Origin of the sequence: Sodalis sp. RH16 (assembly GCF_047324245.1) — a bacterium.
Taxonomy (GTDB): Bacteria; Pseudomonadota; Gammaproteobacteria; order Enterobacterales; family Enterobacteriaceae; genus Acerihabitans; species Acerihabitans ligni.
Genome location: NZ_CP178737.1, coordinates 326,540 through 349,822 on the forward strand (window position 1 = coordinate 326,540; position 23,283 = coordinate 349,822).

The following is a 23,283-nucleotide window of genomic DNA, read 5'->3' on the forward strand; positions in this document are numbered from 1 at the left end:
TTGGCTATTTTGGATATTCTGGGCACGGCGGTTTTTGCCATTTCCGGCGTCCTGCTGGCGGGAAAGCTGCGCATGGACCCTTTCGGCGTGCTGGTGCTGGGAGTGGTGACGGCCATCGGCGGCGGCACCATCAGGGATATGGCCCTTAACAACGGTCCGGTATTCTGGGTGAGGGATCCCACCGATCTGGTGGTGGCGATGGTGACCTGTTTCGTCACCATCATGGTGGTAAGGCAACCCCGCCATTTACCGGCCTGGATCCTGCCGGTGCTCGATGCCATCGGGCTGGCGGTCTTTGTCGGCATCGGCGTGAATAAAGCCTTCGCCGGCGGCACCGGTCCGCTGGTGGCGGTGTGCATGGGGGTTATCACCGGCGTTGGCGGCGGCATACTGCGGGACGTGCTGGCGCGGGAAATCCCCATGATCCTGCGTACGGAAATTTACGCTACCGCCTGTATTGCCGGCGGCATCGTCCATACCACCGCTTTTCATACTTTCCAGGTGGGCGCGCAGCATGCGTCGATAATGGGCATGGCCGTCACCCTGATTATCCGGCTGGCGGCCATCCGCTGGCATCTCAAGTTGCCGACCTTTGAACTGGAGAAATAACCGCGGACGACTCAACGCGTTTGCAAGATGATGCGTCCGGGGCAAGGGTCGATAGGATTGAATGCTCAGGCGGCATTAACGGAGCCGATGCGCAGTGAATGCGCCGGCCCGCAGGATGATAATCAGGAATGGGGGCCGCGAGGACCCCTGAATATTAAATGCTGAAGGACGAGCCGCAGCCGCAGGTGGTTTTGGCGTTCGGGTTATTGACCACAAAACGCGATCCCTCCAGTCCTTCGGTGTAGTCCACCGATCCGCCTACCAGATATTGCAGGCTCATGGGATCCACCACCAGCGCCACGCCCTGTTTTTCAATGGTCATGTCGTCTTCGTTAATCTTGTCGTCAAAAGTAAATCCATACTGGAAGCCGCTGCAACCGCCGCCGGTAATGTAAACCCGCAGTTTAAGATTCGGGTTTTCTTCATCCGCGATCAGATTCTTGACTTTTTTTGCCGCCGAATCGGTAAATTGTAATGGCAATACCGCAGTTTCACTCATTGACTCTCACTCCCAAACATGGCCGTCAGGCTGAAGGCAAAACAACCTGATTAGTAAAATCATTATCCGCTACCTGTCTTTAACGTTCAAGTATTGTCCATTGAGGATATTTTGTTTACCGCTGAGTGCTACCTCTTTTCCGATGCTGGGGTTAGCGCCTGGCGTTCCGGCCATAAGGACCAAGATCGACGAATAAAGCGGTTTCCCGCCTGAAAACTGCGTCACCGGCGGGGATGTCCCTGCGTTTTAAAGAAAAGTTTTGGCCTGCGGAGGCTCACAAAGATGTCTTATTGCGGGCCAGTTTATTACACTTACCGGGCCGATGTTTTTTTCCAACGAGGAACCGAGTAATGAGCCATTCCGAAACACTGTACGCGCAGGCACAACAGTTGATCCCCGGCGGAGTGAATTCTCCGGTGCGCGCCTTCAACGGCGTGGGAGGAACGCCGCCGTTTATCGAGCGGGCGGACGGCGCCTGGCTGTATGATGTGGACGGGAAGGCCTATATCGATTATGTCGGCTCCTGGGGACCGATGGTGCTCGGCCATAATCATACGGCGATACGCGACGCGGTCATCGAAGCGGCCGGCCATGGCCTGAGCTTTGGCGCGCCGACGGAAATGGAAGTGAAAATGGCCGCCCTGGTGACCGAGCTCGTGCCGTCAATGGATATGGTACGCATGGTCAACTCCGGCACAGAAGCCACCATGAGCGCCATCCGCTTGGCGAGAGGCTATACCGGCCGGGATAAAATCATCAAATTCGAGGGCTGCTACCACGGCCATGCCGACGGCCTGCTGGTGAAAGCCGGCTCCGGCGCGCTCACCCTGGGCCAGCCCAGTTCTCCGGGCGTGCCGGCGGATTTCGCCAAGCATACCCTGACCTGTACCTTTAACGATACGGATTCGGTGCGCCAGGTATTCGAGCTGTATCCGCGGGAAATCGCCTGTATTATCGTCGAGCCGGTGGCCGGTAATATGAACTGCGTGCCGCCGCTGCCGGATTTCCTGCCGGGGCTGCGGGCACTGTGCGATGAGTTCGGCGCGCTGCTGATTATCGACGAGGTGATGACCGGTTTCAGGGTGGCGCTGGCGGGGGCGCAGGCGTATTACGGCGTAACGCCGGACCTGACCTGCCTGGGGAAGATCATCGGCGGCGGCATGCCGGTGGGGGCCTTCGGCGGCCGCCGTGAAGTGATGCAGGCGCTGGCGCCCACCGGCCCGGTCTATCAGGCCGGTACCCTGTCAGGCAATCCTATCGCCATGGCCGCCGGTTACGCCTGTTTGAATGAACTCACCAAGCCCGGTATCTACCAGACCTTGGCCGGTCTTACCGATCGGCTGGCGCAGGGGTTGCTGAACGCGGCGCGGGCCGAAGGCGTCTCCCTGGCGGTCAACCATGTGGGCGGCATGTTCGGACTTTTCTTTACCGACGCCCCTGCCGTGACCTGCTATAAGGACGTCATGTCCTGCGATACCGAACGCTTTAAGCGCTTTTTCCATATGATGCTTGATGAAGGGATTTACCTGGCGCCGTCGGCTTATGAGGCGGGTTTTATGTCGCTGGCCCACAGCCACGAGGATATTGACCGCACGGTGGATGCCGCCCGCCGCAGTTTCGCCAGATTATAACCTGCGTTTAGACACACACGGCGGTGAATTTTACCGCTAAAAGGCTGCGGGACCGGGCCAGGACGGTGTAGCCCGAACCTGGTAATCAATAGACGAAGCTGACCGGCGCGCCGCCGCCGGGATGCGGCAAAATGCCCATGGGAATGCCATAGATTTGCTCCAGCACGTCCCCTTGCATTAACTCTTCCGGCGATCCCTGGGCAATGATTTCGCCGCCGCGCAACGCCGCAATATGGTCGCAATAACGGGCCGCCATATTGATATCATGCAGTACGACGATAACCGTCAGGCCGCGCTCGCGGCTCATGCGTTTGATCAGCGCCAGGACATCCACCTGGTGGGCGATATCCAGCGCCGAGGTGGGTTCGTCCAATAACAGGCACCGGCTGTCCTGCGCCACGGTCATGGCCAGCCAGGCGCGTTGGCGTTCCCCGCCGGACAGGCTGTCCACCAGCCGCTGCGCGAAGGATTGCAGGCCCACCAGCTTGATGGCGTCGTCCACATGTTCCCGGTCGGCGGTGCCGAAACGTCCCAGTGCACCGTGCCAGGGATAACGGCCCAATGCCACCAGCTCACGCACCGTCATGCCTTCCGCCGGCGGCAACTGCTGTGGCAAATACGCCACCTGCCGGGCAAACGCTTTGCTTTCCCAGGCCGACAGCGGTTTGTCATTAAGCCGGGCCACGCCGCCGGTGGCGTCCTGGTGGCGGCCGAGGATTTTCAGCAGGGTGGATTTCCCCGAGCCGTTGTGGCCGATAAGGCCGCAAACCTTGCCGTGGGGGAATGAAAATGAGAGGGGTTGAAGCAGTACCCGGCCGGGAACCGAAAAGCTGACCTGGTCTAAGACGAAATCTGCGTGCTGTGATATGAGAGAATCTTGCATAAGCCCAATCTTGTTTGCGCGGCTGATAAAGTTAATGAGAATTATTCAAAGACGCAATCATAGACATAACGGATCGGGGACTGCAAGGAGAATCTCCCGTTGAATTGCATGGCCCGCCCCGATTGAGGTCTGGGTGATGGCGGGCCTTATATCTTGATTGCCTACCCTGTTCGGGTAACAATCCCCGATTGATCATCGGGAAGTCATGGGTGAGATGGTGGCGGGCCTTGGGCATTGAAGCCTGTAGCTAGACTCATCCCCCATGACTTATCTTCCCTCCGCCATAAAGACCGAACGGTATCTAGCGTGCCATGGGGCGCTCCGGCCGCCGCCAGACGGCGGCTTCGACCCCATTGGCGCGCTCTCCCTTTAACACGGTCGTTGCACGATCGGCGGCTGTTATTTCCCAAACATGTCCTTTATCCAGCCGGCGACCCCATCGCTCTTTTCCGAGTCCTGGGCCGGTTGCTGCTGGGAAGGCTGTTGGGCCGGCTGTCCATCGCCGGGCTGCGCCGGTACATTCGGCTGCTGGGCGATGGGCTGGCTGGCCTGGCATAACGACTGCGGATTATCGGTCCATACCGGGATTACCCGCATATTGCTGTCGCCGCCGCAGACAAAGTTGCCGGCATAATCGATGGAAATCTGATTGATACCCTCGGGCGGAATCAGATTCAGCGCCAGCGGAGGCTGGTTTTCCAGATAACGCCGATAGATGGTCAGCGCGCCGTTGGCGCCGGTTATCTTGGCCGGACCGTTATTGTCGCGGCCGACCCAGGCGATGGACACTTCCTTGCCGTCCACCCCGGCAAACCAGCTATCCCGCAGATCATTGGTGGTACCTGTCTTGCCCGCCAGATGGAAGTTGGGGAATTTCACCGACAGCGAGCGCGAAGTGCCGCGCGCCACTACCTGCTGCATACCGTATAGGGTCAGGTACGCCGCCTGGGCCGGCACCACGCGTTCCGCCTGGGGGAAGCTCTGGTACAACACCCGTCCGTCTTCGCTTATCACCGAACGCACCGCCGAAAGCGGCGCTTTGTTGCCGCCGCTGGCGATGGCCTGGTACTCTTGCGCCACTTCCATCGGCGTCAGGCTGATAGCCCCCAGCAACATCGACGGCACCGGGTTGATAACCTCTTTCGGAATGCCCAGTTTTTGCAAGGTGCCGCTGATATCCGTCAGTCCCACCGACAGGCCCAGGTTCACCGTCGGCACATTCAGCGAATTGGCCAGGGCATCCACCAGCATCACCTTGCCGCGGAATTCACGATCGTAGTTTTTCGGCGCCCATAGGGTGCCGTTGGGCTGCCGGAGGGAAATCGGCTCGTCCGCCAGCCAGGTATTAAGTCGGTATTTATCCGGCTGGCTCAGGGCGGTAAGGTAGGTGGCGGGTTTTGCCAGCGACCCCACCGGACGGCGAGCGTCCATGGCGCGGTTGAAACCGGCGAACTGGGGCTGCGATCCCCCCACCATGGCCCGAACCTCGCCGCTGAAGCGGTCCACCACCACCATCGCGCTCTCCAGGTCATTGACGCCCCTGGCGGCACGCAGCGCCGGAACGCCGTCTTCCAGCGCTTTTTCCGCCGCATCCTGGGAAATGGGGTCCAGGGTGGTAAAGATTTTCACGCCGGACAAATCGTTATACTTGTCACCCAGCTTCTGCTGCAGTTCCTGGCGTACCATCTGCATAAACGCCGGCTGAGGCGTAATCACCCCGCCGCGCGGCTGTACCCCCAGCGGACGCGCGCTGAGCATGTTATACAAATCTCCGTCAATCACCTGCTGTTCCTGCAGCAGTCTCAACACCAGGTTACGCCGTTCCAGCGCCAGCTGCGGATTACGCCAGGGATTATACAGGGAGGCCCCTTTGACCATGCCCACCAGCAGCGCCTGTTGATCGAGGCTGAGTTCCTCCACCGGCCGGCCGAAATAATAGAGGCTGGCCAAGGGGAATCCGCGGATTTGCTCGCTGCCGCTCTGGCCGAGATACACCTCGTTAAGATAAAGCTCGAGGATGCGATCCTTGCTGTAGCGGTAGTCGAGGATCAGGGCCATATAGGCTTCATTGGCTTTTCGCCACAGGGATCGCTCATTGGTCAAAAAGAGGTTTTTCACCAGTTGCTGGGTAAGGGTACTGCCGCCCTGCACCGCGCGGCCGGCGGTGATATTCGCCAGCAGCGCGCGGCCGATGGAAGAGAGGCTGATACCGTCATGCTGATAAAAATGGCGGTCCTCGGTGGCAATCAGGGTGTCCACCAGCAAATCGGGGAAACCGGCGCGGGGCACAAACAGCCGCTGCTCGCCGTTGGGGGATTGCAGCATGGTGATGAGCTTGGGATCGAGCCGGAAAAAGCCGAAGCTGCGCTGGGTATCCTGATTCTGGATTTCCAGCAGCTTATCGCGATCGAAGGTCAGGCGGGCGTGGATTTGTCCCTCTTTGCTGTCGGGGAAATCGAACGGGCGGCGTAGCATTTCGATACTATTGGCCCGCACGGTAAACTCCCCCGGACGGGTGATACGACTTACCTGGCGATACTGCATGCCTTCCAGCAGGTTGACCATCTCGTTCCTGTTATAGGGCATGCCCGGCTCGAGGTTAACCATACGGCCGTAGACCGCCGCCGGCAATTGCCAGACCTTGCCGTCGATTCGGCTGCGTACCTGGGCGTCGAGGTAGAATCCATAGCAAACCAGTAAGATGATCAGCAGAATAAAAATCCTGATCATCCAGCCGAGCAGGCGCCTTCTTTTACGCGGCGGACGCGACTTCCCTTTATGCGGCGGCATTACCTTTTCCTCTTCGTCGTCATAATCTTCCTGATCGTCTTCATCATCGTCGTCCCGGCGGCTGCGCACCGGTTGCCTGCGCGGCACTTTGCGATCGGACGGCCTTCCATGACGTCCGATTGGTTCACGGTCATCCCCAGACATCGTTGTTACTCTCCCTACTACCGACGGAATCCCCGCCTACTCTGTTCCACTGCCGCCATCTGCGATAGAGGAAACCTCTGAAATTCAACTCGATATTACTGATATTTCTTGGTGCGCCGGGTTGGCGCCGCCCGGCCGGGGTCATCCGGCCATGCATGTTTGGGATAGCGGCCTTTCATCTCTTTTTGCACGTCGCGGTAAGCGCCCCGCCAAAATGCCGCCAGATCGCCGGTTTTCTGTAACGGATGCCGCGCCGGCGACAACAGTTCCAGCACCAGCCCGACGCGGCCTTCCGCCAGCAGCGGCGTGCTCTGTTCTCCGAAAATCTCCTGCATCCGCACCGCCAGCACCGGCGGCTCGCCGTGGCGATAACGCACCGGCAGCCGGCTGCCGGTGGGCACAGTGTAATGGCTGGGCAACGCACTCTCCAGCCGCTGGCGCTGCGGCCAGTCCAATAGCCGCATCAGCGCCTCGCCAAGATTTACCTGCTGTAGGGCACGCACATCATGCACGCCGGTCAGGGAGGGCTGCAACCACCGCGGCAGCTCCGCCAGCAGCGCGGCATCGTCCACCGCCGGCCAGTCCGTTTCCGGCAGCCACTCACGGGCGCACAGCAGGCGCTGGCGAAGCTGCTGCGCCGGCTCATCCCAATTGAGCACCGGCAGTCCCTGCTCCGCGACCCAGTTCAACAGCGCCTGCTGCATCAGCTCGGCGGACGGCCTGGCCTGCGGTTGCTCAAGCAATACCAGGCTGCCGATCTGTTCCCGCCGCACCACCCGCAAACTGCCTTTCTCCCGGTCCCAGCGCATGGCGGTTTCCACGGTTACCCACTGTGGAAACCGAGCGATGAGCATAGCAATATCCAGCGGCATCGCCAGCCGAATGGTGGCGTCGGGATTACGGCTCACCTGCAGCAGACCCGGCGCAATCAGCCACTCGGCGGCGGACAGGGCCTCGTCGGGCGGCAGCGCGGCCCCAAGCCCGTTGGCCAGCAGATAACGCCCCGAAAGGTCCCTGCGCCGGGCAATGCGATCCCGGAACCCCCATGCCAGCAGCGCTTCCGCCCGCCCGCCGTCCGGCGTGCCCCAGCGCGGCGACAGCCGGCCCGCCAACTGTTTGGCGCGCCGCAGCCAGTGGGATTGCGGGCGGGCCAGGTAATCGCGCAGATCGGGGGAACCGCTGCGGGGCGGCTCTTCAATAATCGCCGCCAGCAGCGCGGCCGTGGCCAGCCCGTCGTCGTGGCCTTCTCCGTGGCACAGCATGGCCGCCAGGCGCGGATCGCAGCCCAGCCGGCCCATAGCGCGCCCGACGGTGGTAAGCCGGCCGGCATCATCAATAGCGCCCAATTGCCGCAGGGTGTCGCGGGCCGCGGCCATCATCGGCTCCGGCGGACTGTCAAGCCAGCGGAGTTCCGACGCGTCCCGGCAGCCCCACAGCAGCAGTTCCAGATACATGCCGCACAGGTCGCTGTGCAGGATTTCCGGCTGACCGTATTCCGGCGCCCGCTCGGCCTGCGGCTGACTGAACAGATGCCAGCAGATGCCCGGCGCCAGCCGGCCGGCGCGGCCGGCGCGCTGCGCCATGGAAGCCTGGCTGATGCGTTGGGTCTGCAGCCGGCTCAGGCCGCTGCGGGCATCAAAATCGGCTACCCGCTCCAGACCGCTGTCCGCCACCAGCCGGATCCCCTCAATGGTCAGGCTGGTCTCGGCGATATTGGTGGCCAGCACTACTTTACGGCGTCCCTCCTCCGCCGGGCGGATGGCCCGCTGCTGCTCGTCCAGGGACAATGCGCCGTACAGCGGACATAAATCCACGTCCTCCGCCACCCGCTCCGCCAGCAAATCCCGCACGCGGCGTATCTCGGCGACGCCGGGTAAAAAAAGCAGCAATGAACCGGAATGGAGCCGCAGCATGCGGTTCACCTCGGCGGCGATGGCCGGTTCCGGCCACCCCTGGGACGGCAGCGGATGGTACGAGCGCTCCACCGGGAAACTGCGCCCGACGGAGCGGATAACCGGCGCGCCGGGCAGCAGCGACAGCAGACGCTCATCGTCAAGGGTGGCGGACATGATCAACAAACGCAGATCCCCGCGCAACCCCTGCTGCACATCAAGCAGCAGGGCCAGCGCCAAATCCGCCTGCAGGCTGCGCTCATGGAACTCATCCAGGATCACCAGCGACACGCCGGGCAGCTCGGGGTCCTGCTGCAGCATTCGGGTCAGTATGCCCTCGGTCACCACCTCCAGCCGGGTCCCGCCGCCGATGCGGCTCTCGGCGCGCATACGGTAGCCCACGGTTGCGCCGACGCTTTCCCCCAGCTGCGACGCCAGCCGCAGGGCAATATTTTTGGTGGCCAGCCGCCGGGGCTCCAGCATTACTATTCGCCCCGGCAGCCCGCCGCGGCGCAGTAATTCCAGCGGCAGCCAGGTGGATTTGCCGGCGCCGGTGGGGGCATGCAGCAGCACCTGGCCGGCGTCTCGCAACGCCGCCAGCAGTTCATCCACCACGGCGCTGACCGGTAATGACGTCACGTCGTCTCCACTAAGGGTTAACATTTAAAGTCGGGCATTGTAGCATCGCTTGATTAAAGAACAGAACAATCGGCAACCGCGCAACATCCCCGCCACCGGATTTACCGCGGGGATTATACCCAATACATTTCGGGTTGCAGGCAGGCGGCAAGCGAGAGAACCCGATGAGCTTACATCAGTAAGTGATTCGGGTGAATGAACGTAGCCAACGCGCCTGCAACTTGAAAGGTGACGGGTATATACTATTGTCCAGGATTTCGCGAGGTATATGCCTAATGACCGACACCCGACGTCTGTTTTTTGCCCTGCCGTTGCCTGAAAATCTCCGGCAAGAGGTGATCCAATGGCGTGCCGCGCAGTTTTCGGCCGAGACCGGGCGACCGGTGGCCGCAGAAAATCTGCATCTCACTCTGGCGTTCCTCGGTGAGGTCAGCGCCAATAAAGAGCAGGCATTGCGCGCGGCCGCCGCCCGATTGCAACAATCGCCGTTTACGCTGACCCTGGATGATTGCGGTCATTGGCCGCGTCCGGGGGTAGTATGGCTCGGTTTGCGCAGCCCGCCGCGGGGATTGCTGCAACTGGCGCAATGGCTGCGGGCCCAGGCCGCCCGCAACGGCTGTTATCAAAGCCCTATGCCCTATCATCCGCATATATCGCTGCTGCGCCAGGCGTTTACCGGCGTATCCCTGCCCGCCGCCACGCCGGGCTGGCAAACGGAGGTCAACGCCTTCAATCTTTATCATTCGGCGTTTGAAAACGGACGTACCCGATATATGCTGCTGGAAAGCTGGCCGCTCGCGGCGCGACTCCCCTGATCCGCCAACGGAAACTCCTTAACGGAAAATCTATGGAATTTACACCGGTTTTAAAACCCGCCCGCCTGGTACAACGTTACAAGCGGTTTCTGGCGGATGTGGTCACCCCCGACGGCGAGGAGCTGACGATTCATTGCGCCAATACCGGCGCCATGACCGGCTGTGGGGCGCCCGGCGATCAGGTGTGGTATTCAACCTCGGATAATCGCAAGCGCCGATATCCCCACAGTTGGGAACTAACCCAAACCGCTTGTGGTCAATGGATAGGTGTAAATACGCTGCGGGCCAATTATTTACTGGGCGAGGCATTGGCTGCCGGCGCCATTCCGGAGCTGTCCGGTTATAACAGCTTCAGGGCCGAAGTGGCTTATGGCGCAGAAAATAGCCGTATTGACTGGTTATTAGCAGCAGAAAATCGCCCCAACTGCTATATTGAGGTGAAATCGGTAACATTGTTGCAGCAACAATGGGGATATTTTCCCGATGCCGTAACATTACGCGGACAAAAACACTTACGAGAATTACAAGCTATAGCGGAATCGGGGCAGCGCGCCGTGCTGTTTTTTGCGGTGCTGCATTCCGGGATCACCAGGATGGCGCCCGCGCGGCACATTGATCCGCTCTATGCAGAAATGTTATTGCAGGCGCAGCGCAGAGGCGTAGAAGTACTTTGCTACGGTGCGCAGTTATCTCCTGGCGGTATCAGGTTGCATACCCCGATACCGTTTTTTAATTTTGATGGCGATCCAAGCCGGGAAAAGAGCAAAAGGTCCCGTATTTCCTTGGCTTAACGGGTCGCCGAATACGCCTTTCTTCACATACTTGTCAAGTGGGCGTCAGGAATAATTGCCAACCTTAGCGTCATCTGTTATTTATAGCGGCCTGTTTTTTCCCCACGTTGGGGATCGATAGTGCGTGTTATGAAGGAGAAGCAACATGCAAGAAGGGCAAGACCGTAAGACATCCTCCTTGAGCATTCTCGCCATCGCCGGGGTGGAACCATACCAGCAGAAGCCGGGTGAAGAGTATATGAACCCTGCCCAGCTGCTGCATTTCAGGCGTATTCTTGATGCGTGGCGCAATCAGCTCAGAGATGAGGTGGGGCGTACCGTTTCACATATGCAGGACGAGGCGGCCAACTTCCCCGACCCGGTCGACCGGGCGGCGCAGGAAGAGGAGTTCAGCCTGGAACTGCGCAACCGTGATCGGGAACGAAAGTTAATCAAGAAAATCGAAAAGACCTTGAAAAAGGTGGAAGACAGTGATTTCGGCTACTGCGAATCCTGCGGGGTTGAAATCGGCATTCGTCGCCTGGAAGCGCGTCCGACAGCCGATTTATGCATTGATTGCAAGACACTTGCTGAAATCCGCGAAAAGCAGATGGCAGGTTAAGAATCAATCACGTTCACCGATGCCTCTCAGGGAGCAGAGTGCGGGCATCGGGGTAACGCTACGGGTTCGCCTTTCCTCTTGAATGTCTACACATAGCCTATATACGGGGCGTTTCGCCCCTTCGCCATCCGGCGCGCTCCATTTCGGATCCCTGGTGGCCGCCCTCGGCAGTTATCTTCAGGCCCGTGCCTCCCGCGGACTGTGGCGGGTGCGTATCGAAGACATAGACCCTCCCCGCGAAATTCCCGGCGCCGCCGATACCATCCTGCGCCAGCTGGCCGATTATGGCCTGCATTGGGACGGACAGGTGTGGTACCAGTCGCAACGCCGCGAGGCTTATCTCGACGTGCTGGCGGAGTTGAAGCGGCGCGGACTCAGCTATTACTGCCATTGTAGCCGCGCCCGCATCCAGGCCCTCGGCGGCCGCTACGACGGCCATTGCAGCGAGCTCGATTTGCCGGCGGAGCATGCCGCCATCCGTTTGCGCCAGACCCGTCCGGTCATGTCGTTTCGCGATGGCCTGCGCGGCGTAATTCGGGCCGACCCGGCGTTGGCACGGGAGGATTTTATCATCCGCCGCCGCGACGGGCTGTTCGCCTATAACCTGGCGGTGGTGGTTGACGACGCGGCGCAAGGGATTACCGAAGTGGTGCGAGGGGCGGATTTGATCGAGCCTACCGTACGCCAATTGGCGCTCTACCGGCAATTGGGTTATAAAGAACCGGCGTATATTCATTTGCCGCTGGCGCTGACGTCCTCGGGGATGAAGCTTTCCAAACAAAACCACGCCCCTGTGCTGCCCGGCGGCGATCCCCGCCCGACCCTGCTGGCGGCGTTACGTTTTTTAAATCAACCGGTAGCGCAAGGGTGGCGGGATTTGACGCTGGAGAGTATGTTAGACTTGGCGATAGAACATTGGTCGCTGTCGGCCGTACCGTTATCGTCTTGCGCCATCGAACCGGTTACAGGCCCTGCCCCGTTCTCAAAAAACGCGGGGTGAGCTATGATTAGCCGCTGTTATTTGCTGCTACTGTTTATTTGTTACTATTGAGGTGTACTATTTTTACCCGTGTAGCCAACTTCTGCCGTAAGGTGTTGAACCGTGAAAGCGCGGAGACGGCACCAGAGGATAGACGCCCTTTGACGATTATCCCGCGCGACCAGCACTCTATCTCCCGCAAAGAGATCAGTGAAAACGCATTGAAGGTGCTTTACCGCTTGAACAAAGCCGGGTATGAGGCCTATCTGGTCGGGGGCGGTGTACGCGACCTGCTGCTGGGTAGAAAGCCGAAGGATTTCGACATTACCACCAATGCCACCCCCGAGCAGATGCGTAAGCTGTTTCGCAATTGCCGCCTGGTGGGCCGCCGCTTTCGCCTGGCCCACGTTATGTTCGGACCGGAAATCATCGAAGTCGCCACCTTCCGCGGCCACCATTCGGCCCACGAGCCGGATGACGATGACGCGGCCTCGCAGGCGCCGGTGGCTTCCCTGCAGGCCCATAACGGTATGCTGCTGCGGGATAACATCTTCGGCTCCATCGAAGAAGATGCCCAGCGCCGCGATTTCACCATCAACAGCCTGTATTACAGCGTGGCGGATTTCACCGTACGCGATTATACCGGCGGTATGCGCGATTTGCAGGCGGGCGTCATCCGCCTGATTGGCGACCCTGAAACGCGCTACCGGGAAGATCCGGTGCGCATGCTGCGGGCGGTGCGCTTCGCCGCCAAGCTGAACATGACCGTGGATGCGACTACCGCCGAGCCGATCCCGCGTCTGGCCTCCCTGCTGCGGGACATCCCCGCGGCGCGGCTGTTTGAGGAATCCCTCAAGCTGCTCCAGGCCGGTTACGGCGAACCCACCTACCGCCTGCTGTGCGAATACCAGTTATTCCAGCCGATGTTCCCCCTGATCAGCCGCAACTTCACCGAGCATGGCGACAGTCATATGGAACGCATGGTTACCCAGGTGCTCAAAAACACCGATCAGCGAATACAGAACGACAAACGGGTGAACCCGGCGTTTCTGTTTTCCGCCATGCTGTGGTATCCGTTGCTGGAACAGGCGCAAAAGCTGGCGCAGGAAGGCGGGCTGGTGTATTTCGACGCTTTTTCCCTGGCGCTGAACGATATTCTCGACGAACAATGCCGCTCCCTGGCCATCCCCAAGCGCCTAACGACGCTGATGCGCGATATCTGGCAATTGCAGCTGCGCCTGTCCCGGCGCCAGGGTAAACGCGCCTTCAAGCTGATAGAACATCCGAAATTCCGCGCGGCCTACGATCTGCTGGCGCTGCGCGCCGAAGTGGAAAACAGCGCCGAGCTGCAGCGCCTGACGCAGTGGTGGGGAGAATTTCAGGTTGCAGCGCCGCCCAGCCAGAACTCCCTGCTGGGCACCCTGAGCGAGGACGGCGCCGCCCATCAGCGTCCGCGCCGCCCCCGCCGCCGTACCCCCTATCGCGATCCCGCCTGATGACGCCGGTATGGCTGGCTATCGGCAGTAACCTGGCGGAACCCTTGCGCCAGGTTGATGCCGCCCTGGCGGCTTTGGCCGCGCTGCCCGACACCCGGTTAACGGCCTGCTCCTCCTATTACCGCAGCCGGCCGCTGGGACCGCAGGATCAGCCCGATTATCTCAATGCGGTGGTAGGATTCGATACCGGGCTGTCCCCCGAGACGCTGCTGCAACATACCCAGACCATTGAACGGCAGCAGGGGCGCGTACGCAAGGTCAACCGCTGGGGACCGCGCACGCTTGATTTGGATATCATGCTGTTCGGCGACCTGCAAATCCATACCGAACGGCTGACCATACCTCACTACGATATGCAAAACCGCGAATTCATGCTTTATCCGCTGGCGGAATTGGCGCCCGGACTGGTCTTCCCGGATGGACAGCGGCTTGCCGCCCTGCTTGACCGTGTTCCGCTCAACGGCCTGGACTATTGGGATGACCAGCACCGCGTACAACGCTTCTGACCGACTGCCGCCCCCCCTTATCACAATGCTTTCCTCATAACCGATGACTTACGCCGCTCGCATCCGCCGGCCGGGCCGGATAATTTTCCGCACGTTTTATGCAGAGATCGCTATCACCGGTTAGCCGGTTCCTTTAGAATAATCCGCCATTCCGAATTGTTTTGCCTATCCCGGCCAGACTGAGGTTGTGATGAAAATGACCACCGTTTCCCATTTGCGCGCATGGAAACAGCAAAAGCGCAAATTCGCCTCCATTACCGCCTACGACGCCAGCTTTGCCCGTTTATTCGAGCAGGCGGGCATCCAGGTTATGCTGGTGGGGGACTCCCTCGGCATGACTATGCAGGGCCATGACTCAACCCTGCCGGTCCGGGTGGAAGACATCGTTTACCACACCCGCTGCGTACGCCGCGGAGCGACGGCCTGCCTGCTGCTGGCTGATTTGCCGTTCATGAGTTACGCCACTCCGGAGCAAACCTATGACAGCGCAGCGGAACTGATGCGCGCCGGCGCCAACATGGTAAAACTGGAAGGCGGCGCCTGGCTGGCGCCCACCGTCAGCGGACTGACGGAACGGGCCGTGCCGGTGTGCGGCCACCTGGGCCTGACCCCGCAGTCGGTGAACATCTTCGGCGGCTATAAAATACAGGGCCGCGACGCCGACAGCGCCGAGCAGCTATACAACGACGCCTTGGCCCTGGAGCGGGCCGGCGCGCAACTGCTGGTGCTGGAATGCGTGCCGGTCCCGCTGGCGCAGCGGGTCACCGAGGCATTGTCCATACCGGTTATCGGCATCGGAGCCGGCAACGTCACCGACGGACAGATTCTGGTTATGCAGGACGCACTGGGCATTACCGGGCAGGGTACGCCCAAATTCGCGAAGGATTTCCTTGCCAAGGGGGGAGATATCCGTTCAGCCGTCCGCTTGTATGCCGAAGAAGTGGAGCAAGGCCTTTACCCCGCCCCGGAGCATAGTTTTTACTAATTGACAGGAGAGATGGCGTGCTAATTATCGAGACTCCGCCGCTATTGCGTCAAACCGTCAAACAGTGGCGGCAGGAAGGTAAACGCATTGCGCTGGTTCCCACCATGGGCAATCTCCACGACGGCCATATGGCCCTGGTGGACGAGAGCCGGGCCCGTGCCGATATTGTGGTGGTCAGTATATTTGTTAACCCGATGCAGTTCGATCGCGCCGAAGATCTGGCGGCTTATCCGCACAGCTTGCAGGAAGACTGTGAAAAACTGACCCGCCGGGGTGTGGACATGGTGTTCGCCCCGGCGGCGGAGGTCATCTACCCGCGGGGCCTGGACAGCCAGACTTACGTGGATGTGCCGCGATTTTCCGGCATATTGGAAGGCGCCCTGCGTCCGGGCCACTTCCGCGGCGTGGCCACCATCGTCAGCAAGCTGTTTAATCTGGTGCAGCCGGACGTGGCCTGCTTCGGCCAGAAGGATTACCAGCAGCTGGCTTTGATCCGCCAGATGGTGGCGGATATGGGCTACGATATCGACATTGTCGGCGTGCCCACGGTACGGGCCGACGACGGCCTGGCGTTAAGCTCGCGCAACGGCTATCTCAGCGCCGAGGAGCGCCGGCTGGCGCCGGAGCTGCACCGGGTGCTGGAATCGGTGGTGGCCCGCTTGAAGAGCGGCGAACGGCACACCGGCGAACTGCTGGAAGACGCGGCAAACCAGCTGAAGCTGGCGGGATTGACTCCGGACGCCCTGGATATCCGCGATGCGCTCACCCTGCGGCCGCTGACCGCCGAAAGCACCCGGGCGGTGATCCTGGTGGCCGCCTGGCTGGGCAAGGCGCGGTTAATCGACAATGCGCAAGTTGACCTGACACTGTAAAGGTGTTTGACTCTATACCCGTCATACTTGGAATGAGTTAGGGCATATATTGTTTGCACCGACCGAAATCTATATTTGAACTCCCCTTCGGGGGAAAGTACAAAGGCTTAACGTTATGCTACGCACCATGCTACGAGGTAAACTGCACCGGGTTCATGTCACCCAGGCAGATTTACACTATGAAGGTTCTTGCGCCATCGATCAGGATTTTCTTGAGGCGGCGGGTATTCTGGAATACGAAGCTATCGATATTTACAACGTCGATAACGGCCAGCGTTTTTCCACCTATGCCATTGCCGCCGAACGCGGGTCGCGCATTATCTCGGTCAACGGTGCCGCCGCGCGTTGCGCCTGCGTCGGCGATCTGCTGATTATCTGCGCCTACGTGCAATTACCCGATGAAGAAGCCCGGCAACATCAGCCGAAAGTCGCCTACTTCGACGACGAAAACCAATTGAAACGGACCGCCAAGGCGGTACCGGTTCAGGTGGCCTGACTTTTCACGTTATGCCGCCGCGGCGTCCCCTCTCTTCGGAATAAGGGACGCCGGTAAAACCCTCTCCCGTCAGGTACGCAACCCGCTTCCCCGCTGAATCAGAAACCAGCACAGCCAATAGAACCCCAGGATAAAAATAATCAGCACCGACAGGGTCAGCGCCAGCGGAACATCGCTGATGCCGAGAAAGCCGAACCGGAAACCGCTTATCATATATACGATGGGATTCAATTTTGACACCGCCTGCCAGAACGGCGGCAGCAGGGTCAAGGAATAGAATACCCCCCCCAGGTAGGTTAGCGGCGTCAGGACGAAAGTGGGAATCAGGCTGATATCGTCAAAACTTTTGGCGAAGACCGCGTTTAGCAAGCCCGCCAGGGAGAACAGTACCGCGGTGAGCACCAAGGTAATGGTCACCACCCACCAGGAGTGGACATGGAAAGGCACAAAAAACAGCGACACCGCAGTCACCAGGATCCCGACGCAAATCCCGCGAGCCACCCCGCCCCCCACGTAGCCGGCAATAATCACATGGGTAGGCACCGGCGCCACCAGCAGCTCTTCGATATTGCGCTGGAATTTGGCGCTGAAAAAGGACGAGGCCACGTTAGTGTAGGCATTGGTGATCACCGCCATCATAATCAGCCCCGGCACGATAAATTGCATATAGGAGAAGCCGTGCATATCGCCGATACGCGAACCGATAAGATTACCGAAAATGATAAAATAGAGCGTCATGGTAATCACCGGCGGCACCAGGGTCTGAATCCAGATACGGCCGAAACGGTTAATCTCTTTGCGCCAAATACTTTGTAACGCTATCCAATAAAGCCGCATCATGCTTTGGCTCTCCTGCTATCCCTATCGTCCGTTACCAGCGTCACAAACAGTTCCTCCAGCCGGTTGGCCTTGTTGCGCATACTTAATACCTGTACCCCTTGAGCGCTGAGCTGGCTGAACAGGCTGTTCAAACCCTGCTCGCGCATCACTTCCACCTCCAGGGTACTGGTATCCAGCAGTTGGTTGCGATAGCCCTGTAATTTGGGCAACGCGCTTTTGGCCGCCAGATCGAGGATAAATGTCTCTGATTTCAGCTTGGACAGCAGCTGGCGCATAGAGGTATTTTCCACCAGCTCGCCGTTTTGGATTATGCCGATATTGCGGCACAGCATTTCCGCTTCTTCCAGATAGTGGGTGGTCAGGATGATGGTGGTGCCGCTGCTGTTCAGGTCGCGCAGAAAGCCCCACATCGAGCGGCGCAGCTCGATATCCACGCCGGCGGTGGGCTCGTCGAGAATCAAAAGCTTGGGCTCGTGCATCAGGGCGCGGGCTATCATCAGGCGGCGCTTCATGCCGCCGGAGAGCATACGGGCCCGCTCATCGCGTTTGGTCCAGAGATCCAGCTGCTTAAGGTATTTTTCGGCGCGCTGCTCCGCCAGCTTATGCTCGACACCGTAATAGCCGGCCTGATGCACCACGATCTGCGAAACGGTTTCAAAGGGGTTAAAATTGAATTCCTGCGGCACCAGGCCAAGTTGGCGTTTGGCGTTAACGATGTCCTTATCGATATCGTAGCCGAACACCCTGACCTTGCCGGAGGATTTGTTTACCAATGCGCTGATAATGCCGATGGTGGTGGATTTCCCTGCCCCATTCGGCCCCAGCAGCGCATAAAAATCCCCGGCTTCCACATTCAAATCAATTCCCTTTAGCGCCTGTACGCCTCCCGCGTAGGTCTTGGCCAACTTTTCCAATTCCAGTGCATATGTCATATGTCGCGAATTACCTTATTCTCAATGGAAGTGACGAACTTATTTTAAAAAAAATAGGCTTAGCCTATATTAACCCATCGCAATACGACGCTACGGGCTAAAAACCACAATGAAAGACATCACTGACCTCATTTCCAATAACCAGGCTTGGTCCAAACATCTTAAAGAGGAAGACCCGGGGTTTTTCGAGCAATTATCGTTGGCCCAGCGGCCGCGTTTTTTATGGATCGGCTGTTCAGACAGCCGTGTCCCGGCGGAGCGTCTGACCGGACTGGAGCCCGGCGAGCTGTTTGTTCATCGCAATGTCGCCAACCTGGTCATTCATACCGACCTGAACTGTTTGTCGGTGGTGCAATATGCCGTGGATGTGCTGGAGGTCGAGCATATTATCATATGCGGCCACTATGGCTGCGGCGGCGTTCAGGCCGCTATCGATAATCCGGAGCTGGGCCTGATAGATAACTGGCTGCTGCATATCCGTGATTTGTGGTACAAGCATAGCTCATTGCTGGGGGAGCTCCACCCGGATGAGCGTATCAATACGTTATGTGAAATCAACGTGATAGAACAGGTGTACAACCTTGGCCACTCCACTATTATGCGTTCAGCCTGGAAGCGTGGGCAGAAGGTCCAGCTGCACGGCTGGGTTTACAGTATACATGATGGATTGTTGCGTAATCTGGACGTTTCCGCCACCAGTCGGGAAACGTTGGAACAGCGTTACCGGCAGGGTATCGCTACGCTACTGCAGCAACACGGCAAGTAAGCTCCTCCGGCATTCGCCGGTTCGCCCCGCCTCGGCAAACGAGGTCTTCCTTCAACAGGCTCGTTGCACGTTCAGTGTAAGCGGGCCTATTGCACCATAGGACGCTCTCCCTTTAACAGGATTGTTGCACGTGCGGTGTCATCGGGCCTACCGCGGCATCTGGGGTGTGCGGCAGCGATTACTCCGCCAGCTTTACCACTTTGCCGACATAGGGGAGGTGGCGGTAGCGCTGAGCGTAATCGATGCCGTATCCGACGACAAATTCATCCGGGATGGCAAAACCCACCCACTCCACCGTCACCGGCACTTCGCGCCGCTCCGGTTTATCCAGCAGGGTGCAAATGGCCAACGACTTGGGCTGGCGCAGTTGCAATATCTCGCGGACTTTGCTCAGGGTGTTGCCGGAATCGATGATATCCTCAACGATCAGTACGTCTTTGCCGCGAATATCTTCATCCAGATCCTTGAGGATCTTGACATCGCGGGTGCTGCTCATGCCGTTGCCATAGCTGGAGGCGGTCATGAAATCCACTTCATGAGGTACGGTCACGACGCGGCATAAATCGGCCATAAACATAAAAGAGCCGCGCAATAGGCCGACCAAAACCATTTCGCTGCCGCTCGCCTGATAATGCGCGCTGATCTCGCGCCCCAATTCGGCAATACGGGTAGCGATCTCCTGTTGGGAAATCATGACGTCCACGGTGTGTTTCATAACGAAGCCAGAAAAAGAATCGGGAAAGGAAGCGGATTTTATCACAACCCGCCGAACGGGGCGATATGTCCGTGGCGATGCCGGGCAGATTCCCAGGCAAGCTTTTTTATCCGCGGCGAGGGACAGCTTGTCCATGCTGGCCCATACTTTAAACAGGTCCGCGTCAACGAGTGAGGCGAGGGGCAAAAAACATAGGGCGCAAATCATTAAATATGATAACGTCATCGCATAATGACTGATTCAGGTTTTAACATGAAACACACCGTATTGACGATGCTGTTGTTGGGGTTACTGGGCTTTTCTTCAGCGTCGCAGGCCCTATCCGAAGCCGAAGCCGAGGACATGGCCGATTTGACCGCCGTGTTTGTTTATTTGAAAAACAACTGCGGTTATACCGATATGCCCAATGAACAGATCCGCCGGGCCATTTTGATCTTCGCCCAGCAGAATCGCTGGGATCTGAGCAACTACGGCAGCTATGATATGCGCGCCATGGGGGAAGACAGCTACCGTGATCTTAGCGGCATCGCTGTCCCTACACCGAAAAAGTGTGAATCCCTGGCCACCAATTCGCTCAGTTTACTTGCCTACGCCAAATAACCGATAATTGCATTTTGTGTGAAATTGCTCCGTGCATCCCCCGGCGGAGTTGGTTATGATGTTGCGCCGTTTTCTCATGGCGATGATGCCGAGGAGCAGCCCGACATGTCACAGCCCGATTTGCGACAAAAAGAAATTTGGTGCGAGACGCTGCATGATAGCTTCGGCCAGCGCTTTGACGTAGAGAAAATCCTGTACCGGGAAAAGACCGGTCACCAGGAGCTGACTATCTTCGAAAATGCCGCCTTTGGCCGGATAATGGCGTTGGACGGCGTGGTGCAAACCACCGAGCGCGACGAATTCATCTACCACGAAATGATGGCCCATGTGCCTTTGATAGCGCACGGCCAGGTCGAAAAGGTCCTGATTATCGGCGGCGGCGACGGCGCCATGTTGCGGGAAGTGTGCCGCCACTCGCAGGTCAAACATATCACCATGGTGGAAATCGACGCCGGCGTGGTGCAGTTTTGCCGTCAATATCTACCCCGGCACAGCGCCGGTGCCTTTGACGATCCACGTTTTCACCTTGTTATTGATGACGGTGTAAACTTCGTCACCCGCGCCCAGGAAAAATTCGATGTGATCATCTCCGACTGCACCGATCCCATCGGTCCGGGTTCCAGCCTGTTTACCTCATCGTTCTACCAGGGTTGTGCCCGCTGCCTTAACGACGGCGGTATTTTTGTCGCGCAAAACGGCGTCTGCTTTTTACAGCAGGACGAAGCGGTGGACAGCTATCGCAAGCTCGGCCGCTATTTTGCCGATGTGGGTTTTTACCAGGCGGCGATACCTACTTATTACGGCGGCATCATGACCTTTGCCTGGGCCAGTCAGGATCCGGCGCTACGCCGGTGCGATATCGCCACGTTACGGTCGCGGGCGGCAACGGCGGGGTTGGTTTGCCGCTATTATAATCCGGCGATTCACGTCGGCAGCTTCGCCCTGCCGCAATACATACTGAACGCGTTATCAGAGGCCCGTCCGAAAGGGCATTTGCAAGGGGGTGAATCCAATTGCAGAAGTTAAAACTGCACGGCTTTAATAATTTGACCAAGAGCCTGGGTTTTTGTATTTACGATATCTGTTATGCCAAGACCGCCGATGACCGTGACGGCTATATTGCTTACATTGACGAACGTTATAACGCCAATCGTTTAACGGAAATTCTGAGCGAAACCTGCGCCATGATCGGTGCCAATATTCTCAACGTGGCGCGCCAGGACTACGAGCCGCAGGGCGCAAGCGTGACGATTCTGGTCAGTGAAGAGCCGGTGGATCCGCTGAGCATCGACCAGTCCGAGCAGCCCGGTCCGCTGTCCCAATCTGTAGTGGCGCATCTCGATAAAAGCCATATCTGCGTCCATACCTATCCGGAAAGCCACCCGGAAGGCGGTTTATGCACCTTCCGCGCCGATATCGAGGTCTCCACCTGCGGCGTGATTTCGCCGCTGAAGGCGCTGAATTATCTGATACATAAACTGGAATCGGATATCGTCACCATCGATTACCGTGTGCGGGGTTTTACCCGCGACGTGTATGGCATCAAACATTATATCGACCATGAGATAAGCTCCATCCAGAACTTCCTGTCCGAGGATATGAAAGCGCTCTATCACATGATGGACGTGAATATCTACCAGGAGAATATGTTTCATACCAAGATGATGCTTAAGGACTTCGACTTGAAGCATTATCTGTTTAACGCCACGCCGGCCGATCTCAGCCCTGATGAGCGTAAAACCATCACCCGGTTGTTATATAAAGAGATGCGGGAAATTTATTATGGCCGGAATTTACCGGAATCCTGATAGAGGGTGGAGGGTAGGAGGGTAGCCAACGTTCGTTAACGTTGTCGCCTTAACCGGACGTAGCAAGACTGCGGGCTTATGCCTGGCGGTAGAAATCGCGATACTGGCTTAACACCTGCAAAAAATCGTCTGATCCGCATAAAGACAGGCTCTCTTCATCGTAGTAGTTCATGCCCTCTTCCAACTCTTCATTGACGAAGGTGAGTTCATTGGCGCGTATCATCACTTCTTCGCCATCGGTCCACAGGGTATATTCATGGCCCTCGCATTGCCAGCTGCGTTCGGTGCCGGCGAGTTGGCGTATCTGTGCCTCTACCTCGTCAAGCAGTGCGAAATCGCCTTTGACCTCCTCATTGAGCCAATGGCCGATGGCCTCGTGTCCCATGGAAAAGGTGACTTTTACCTGCCCGGTGATATCGCGCAAAAATTCATAATCCATTATCTTTCCCGCCTGCTGCAAGTGACCCGCCCAAGATAGAATTTTAACCGGTCTGCTATAAGAAAGCGTTAGCTGAATGGGATTTCATAAAAATATATTGCCGCATATAATCAATCAGAACGTATTGGCTGAGAAAAAATCCCTGTTGCCTCCAGCAAGACGGGAGTTAAAAAACGTCCATTGAGTTCACAGTCTCCGACGCCGCCGAAGGGGCTTCACCGAAGCCTGAACGTACCTACCTGTTATCACGTTTTTTGTCGGCTGTATGCCAATCATTAGGTTCTGCTGGCTATCCCACCTATAGATTTTTTTTCGCAGCGTTTTTTATTCCTCATCAATTGCTTAATGCGTCATTTATGGACTTATCAGAACGATATTAATTTGGTATTAAACGGATTAGTAATATTTACCTTAAACACATTAAAAACATACTGAATGCACACAAAAGCCGCCTAAAACAGAAAAGAAGACTTTTTACTTCTGTTATTTAAACTCCATTAACAATATCTCTGGCTCGCTAGACTTAAAAAAAGTAGATTTACTCTACATTCTTTT

General features: G+C 58.0%; 23 protein-coding genes. 15 read left to right on the top strand and 8 right to left on the bottom strand.

Features of this window, described 5'->3' with window-relative positions:
- Complete coding sequence (locus tag ACL2XJ_RS01545) at positions 1-609, top strand: TRIC cation channel family protein (protein ID WP_413725446.1); 609 nt, start codon at positions 1-3, stop codon at positions 607-609.
- A 154-nt stretch (positions 610-763) separates the two neighbouring features.
- Here the strand turns inward: ACL2XJ_RS01545 and erpA are convergent, their stop codons facing one another.
- On the bottom strand, positions 764-1,108 hold the full coding sequence (gene erpA, locus ACL2XJ_RS01550) for an iron-sulfur cluster insertion protein ErpA (RefSeq protein ID WP_132926086.1): 345 nt from the start codon (positions 1,106-1,108) through the stop codon (positions 764-766).
- 350 nt (positions 1,109-1,458) lie between these two features.
- Here erpA and hemL point away from each other — a divergent pair, with 350 nt between their 5' ends.
- Positions 1,459-2,739, top strand: coding sequence for a glutamate-1-semialdehyde 2,1-aminomutase (hemL, locus tag ACL2XJ_RS01555; protein ID WP_413725447.1), 1,281 nt, complete (start codon positions 1,459-1,461; stop codon positions 2,737-2,739).
- 85 nt (positions 2,740-2,824) lie between these two features.
- Here hemL and fhuC read toward each other — a convergent pair whose 3' ends face one another.
- From fhuC to hrpB, 3 genes are all read right to left on the bottom strand, one after another.
- Positions 2,825-3,622, bottom strand: coding sequence for a Fe3+-hydroxamate ABC transporter ATP-binding protein FhuC (gene fhuC, locus ACL2XJ_RS01560; protein ID WP_132926083.1), 798 nt, complete (start codon positions 3,620-3,622; stop codon positions 2,825-2,827).
- Positions 3,623-4,021: 399 nt separating this feature from the next.
- Complete coding sequence (gene mrcB, locus ACL2XJ_RS01565; RefSeq protein WP_413725448.1) at positions 4,022-6,556, bottom strand: bifunctional glycosyl transferase/transpeptidase; 2,535 nt, start codon at positions 6,554-6,556, stop codon at positions 4,022-4,024.
- 95 nt (positions 6,557-6,651) lie between these two features.
- Entirely contained in the window at positions 6,652-9,111 is a 2,460-nt protein-coding gene (gene hrpB, locus ACL2XJ_RS01570; RefSeq protein WP_413725449.1) for an ATP-dependent helicase HrpB, read from the bottom strand.
- Positions 9,112-9,362: 251 nt separating this feature from the next.
- Here hrpB and thpR point away from each other — a divergent pair, with 251 nt between their 5' ends.
- From thpR to panD, 9 genes are all read left to right on the top strand, one after another.
- Positions 9,363-9,902, top strand: a complete 540-nt coding sequence (thpR, locus tag ACL2XJ_RS01575; protein ID WP_132926077.1) for an RNA 2',3'-cyclic phosphodiesterase — start codon at positions 9,363-9,365, stop codon at positions 9,900-9,902.
- A 32-nt stretch (positions 9,903-9,934) separates the two neighbouring features.
- The gene (sfsA, locus tag ACL2XJ_RS01580; protein ID WP_132926075.1) at positions 9,935-10,693 is read left to right on the top strand and encodes a DNA/RNA nuclease SfsA; all 759 of its coding nucleotides are present in this window, start codon (positions 9,935-9,937) and stop codon (positions 10,691-10,693) included.
- A gap of 145 nt (positions 10,694-10,838) precedes the next feature.
- A complete protein-coding gene (dksA, locus tag ACL2XJ_RS01585) occupies positions 10,839-11,294 on the top strand; it encodes an RNA polymerase-binding protein DksA (protein WP_132926073.1) in 456 nt (151 codons plus the stop codon).
- An 82-nt stretch (positions 11,295-11,376) separates the two neighbouring features.
- Positions 11,377-12,294 carry a tRNA glutamyl-Q(34) synthetase GluQRS gene (gene gluQRS / locus ACL2XJ_RS01590; protein WP_413725450.1) on the top strand — a complete coding sequence of 306 codons (918 nt, stop codon included), beginning with the start codon at positions 11,377-11,379 and terminating at the stop codon, positions 12,292-12,294.
- Between the two features lie 59 nt (positions 12,295-12,353).
- Positions 12,354-13,769, top strand: coding sequence for a polynucleotide adenylyltransferase PcnB (gene pcnB, locus ACL2XJ_RS01595; protein ID WP_413726838.1), 1,416 nt, complete (start codon positions 12,354-12,356; stop codon positions 13,767-13,769).
- A complete protein-coding gene (gene folK, locus ACL2XJ_RS01600) occupies positions 13,769-14,275 on the top strand; it encodes a 2-amino-4-hydroxy-6-hydroxymethyldihydropteridine diphosphokinase (protein ID WP_413725451.1) in 507 nt (168 codons plus the stop codon). The genes pcnB and folK overlap by 1 nt, the downstream gene beginning before the upstream one ends.
- Before the next feature lie 190 nt (positions 14,276-14,465).
- Entirely contained in the window at positions 14,466-15,260 is a 795-nt protein-coding gene (gene panB / locus ACL2XJ_RS01605; RefSeq protein WP_132926066.1) for a 3-methyl-2-oxobutanoate hydroxymethyltransferase, read from the top strand.
- 17 nt (positions 15,261-15,277) lie between these two features.
- Positions 15,278-16,132, top strand: a complete 855-nt coding sequence (gene panC, locus ACL2XJ_RS01610; RefSeq protein ID WP_132926064.1) for a pantoate--beta-alanine ligase — start codon at positions 15,278-15,280, stop codon at positions 16,130-16,132.
- A gap of 115 nt (positions 16,133-16,247) precedes the next feature.
- Positions 16,248-16,628: an aspartate 1-decarboxylase gene (gene panD / locus ACL2XJ_RS01615; protein ID WP_132926062.1), complete on the top strand. Its 381-nt coding sequence runs from the start codon at positions 16,248-16,250 to the stop codon at positions 16,626-16,628.
- A 69-nt stretch (positions 16,629-16,697) separates the two neighbouring features.
- Here the strand turns inward: panD and ACL2XJ_RS01620 are convergent, their stop codons facing one another.
- Together ACL2XJ_RS01620 and ACL2XJ_RS01625 are read right to left on the bottom strand one after the other, a co-directional pair.
- Positions 16,698-17,465 carry an ABC transporter permease gene (locus ACL2XJ_RS01620; protein WP_203524051.1) on the bottom strand — a complete coding sequence of 256 codons (768 nt, stop codon included), beginning with the start codon at positions 17,463-17,465 and terminating at the stop codon, positions 16,698-16,700.
- Positions 17,465-18,400, bottom strand: a complete 936-nt coding sequence (locus ACL2XJ_RS01625) for an ABC transporter ATP-binding protein (RefSeq protein WP_132926058.1) — start codon at positions 18,398-18,400, stop codon at positions 17,465-17,467. The genes ACL2XJ_RS01620 and ACL2XJ_RS01625 overlap by 1 nt, the downstream gene beginning before the upstream one ends.
- Positions 18,401-18,509: 109 nt before the next feature.
- Here ACL2XJ_RS01625 and can point away from each other — a divergent pair, with 109 nt between their 5' ends.
- The gene (gene can, locus ACL2XJ_RS01630) at positions 18,510-19,166 is read left to right on the top strand and encodes a carbonate dehydratase (protein WP_132926056.1); all 657 of its coding nucleotides are present in this window, start codon (positions 18,510-18,512) and stop codon (positions 19,164-19,166) included.
- Positions 19,167-19,344: 178 nt separating this feature from the next.
- Here can and hpt read toward each other — a convergent pair whose 3' ends face one another.
- Positions 19,345-19,881, bottom strand: a complete 537-nt coding sequence (hpt, locus tag ACL2XJ_RS01635; RefSeq protein WP_413725452.1) for a hypoxanthine phosphoribosyltransferase — start codon at positions 19,879-19,881, stop codon at positions 19,345-19,347.
- 252 nt (positions 19,882-20,133) lie between these two features.
- On the opposite strand from hpt, the gene ACL2XJ_RS01640 reads away from it, so the two are divergent.
- The 3 genes from ACL2XJ_RS01640 (at position 20,134) to speD (ending at position 22,289) form a co-directional block, all read left to right on the top strand.
- Positions 20,134-20,481, top strand: a complete 348-nt coding sequence (locus tag ACL2XJ_RS01640) for a YacC family pilotin-like protein (RefSeq protein ID WP_132926052.1) — start codon at positions 20,134-20,136, stop codon at positions 20,479-20,481.
- 120 nt (positions 20,482-20,601) lie between these two features.
- The gene (gene speE, locus ACL2XJ_RS01645; protein WP_132928013.1) at positions 20,602-21,507 is read left to right on the top strand and encodes a polyamine aminopropyltransferase; all 906 of its coding nucleotides are present in this window, start codon (positions 20,602-20,604) and stop codon (positions 21,505-21,507) included.
- Positions 21,495-22,289, top strand: coding sequence for an adenosylmethionine decarboxylase (gene speD / locus ACL2XJ_RS01650; protein WP_413725453.1), 795 nt, complete (start codon positions 21,495-21,497; stop codon positions 22,287-22,289). Before speE ends, speD begins: the two co-directional genes overlap by 13 nt.
- 76 nt (positions 22,290-22,365) lie before the next feature.
- Here the strand turns inward: speD and yacL are convergent, their stop codons facing one another.
- On the bottom strand, positions 22,366-22,728 hold the full coding sequence (gene yacL, locus ACL2XJ_RS01655) for a protein YacL (protein ID WP_413725454.1): 363 nt from the start codon (positions 22,726-22,728) through the stop codon (positions 22,366-22,368).
- Positions 22,729-23,283: the final 555 nt, after the last annotated feature.

Excerpts from the sequence above, each read along its gene's own strand:
- panD (WP_132926062.1), top strand. The coding sequence starts at position 16,248 with ATGCTACGCACCATGCTACGAGGTAAACTGCACCGGGTTCATGTCACC.
- folK (WP_413725451.1), top strand. The coding sequence starts at position 13,769 with ATGACGCCGGTATGGCTGGCTATCGGCAGTAACCTGGCGGAACCCTTG.
- fhuC (WP_132926083.1), bottom strand. The coding sequence starts at position 3,622 with ATGCAAGATTCTCTCATATCACAGCACGCAGATTTCGTCTTAGACCAG.
- gluQRS (WP_413725450.1), top strand. The coding sequence starts at position 11,377 with ATGTCTACACATAGCCTATATACGGGGCGTTTCGCCCCTTCGCCATCC.
- panB (WP_132926066.1), top strand. The coding sequence starts at position 14,466 with ATGAAAATGACCACCGTTTCCCATTTGCGCGCATGGAAACAGCAAAAG.
- ACL2XJ_RS01625 (WP_132926058.1), bottom strand. The coding sequence starts at position 18,400 with ATGACATATGCACTGGAATTGGAAAAGTTGGCCAAGACCTACGCGGGA.
- hrpB (WP_413725449.1), bottom strand. The coding sequence starts at position 9,111 with ATGTTAACCCTTAGTGGAGACGACGTGACGTCATTACCGGTCAGCGCC.
- hpt (WP_413725452.1), bottom strand. The coding sequence starts at position 19,881 with ATGAAACACACCGTGGACGTCATGATTTCCCAACAGGAGATCGCTACC.
- ACL2XJ_RS01640 (WP_132926052.1), top strand. The coding sequence starts at position 20,134 with ATGAAACACACCGTATTGACGATGCTGTTGTTGGGGTTACTGGGCTTT.
- hemL (WP_413725447.1), top strand. The coding sequence starts at position 1,459 with ATGAGCCATTCCGAAACACTGTACGCGCAGGCACAACAGTTGATCCCC.
- thpR (WP_132926077.1), top strand. The coding sequence starts at position 9,363 with ATGACCGACACCCGACGTCTGTTTTTTGCCCTGCCGTTGCCTGAAAAT.
- erpA (WP_132926086.1), bottom strand. The coding sequence starts at position 1,108 with ATGAGTGAAACTGCGGTATTGCCATTACAATTTACCGATTCGGCGGCA.
- dksA (WP_132926073.1), top strand. The coding sequence starts at position 10,839 with ATGCAAGAAGGGCAAGACCGTAAGACATCCTCCTTGAGCATTCTCGCC.
- sfsA (WP_132926075.1), top strand. The coding sequence starts at position 9,935 with ATGGAATTTACACCGGTTTTAAAACCCGCCCGCCTGGTACAACGTTAC.
- mrcB (WP_413725448.1), bottom strand. The coding sequence starts at position 6,556 with ATGTCTGGGGATGACCGTGAACCAATCGGACGTCATGGAAGGCCGTCC.
- ACL2XJ_RS01620 (WP_203524051.1), bottom strand. The coding sequence starts at position 17,465 with ATGCGGCTTTATTGGATAGCGTTACAAAGTATTTGGCGCAAAGAGATT.
- yacL (WP_413725454.1), bottom strand. The coding sequence starts at position 22,728 with ATGGATTATGAATTTTTGCGCGATATCACCGGGCAGGTAAAAGTCACC.
- can (WP_132926056.1), top strand. The coding sequence starts at position 18,510 with ATGAAAGACATCACTGACCTCATTTCCAATAACCAGGCTTGGTCCAAA.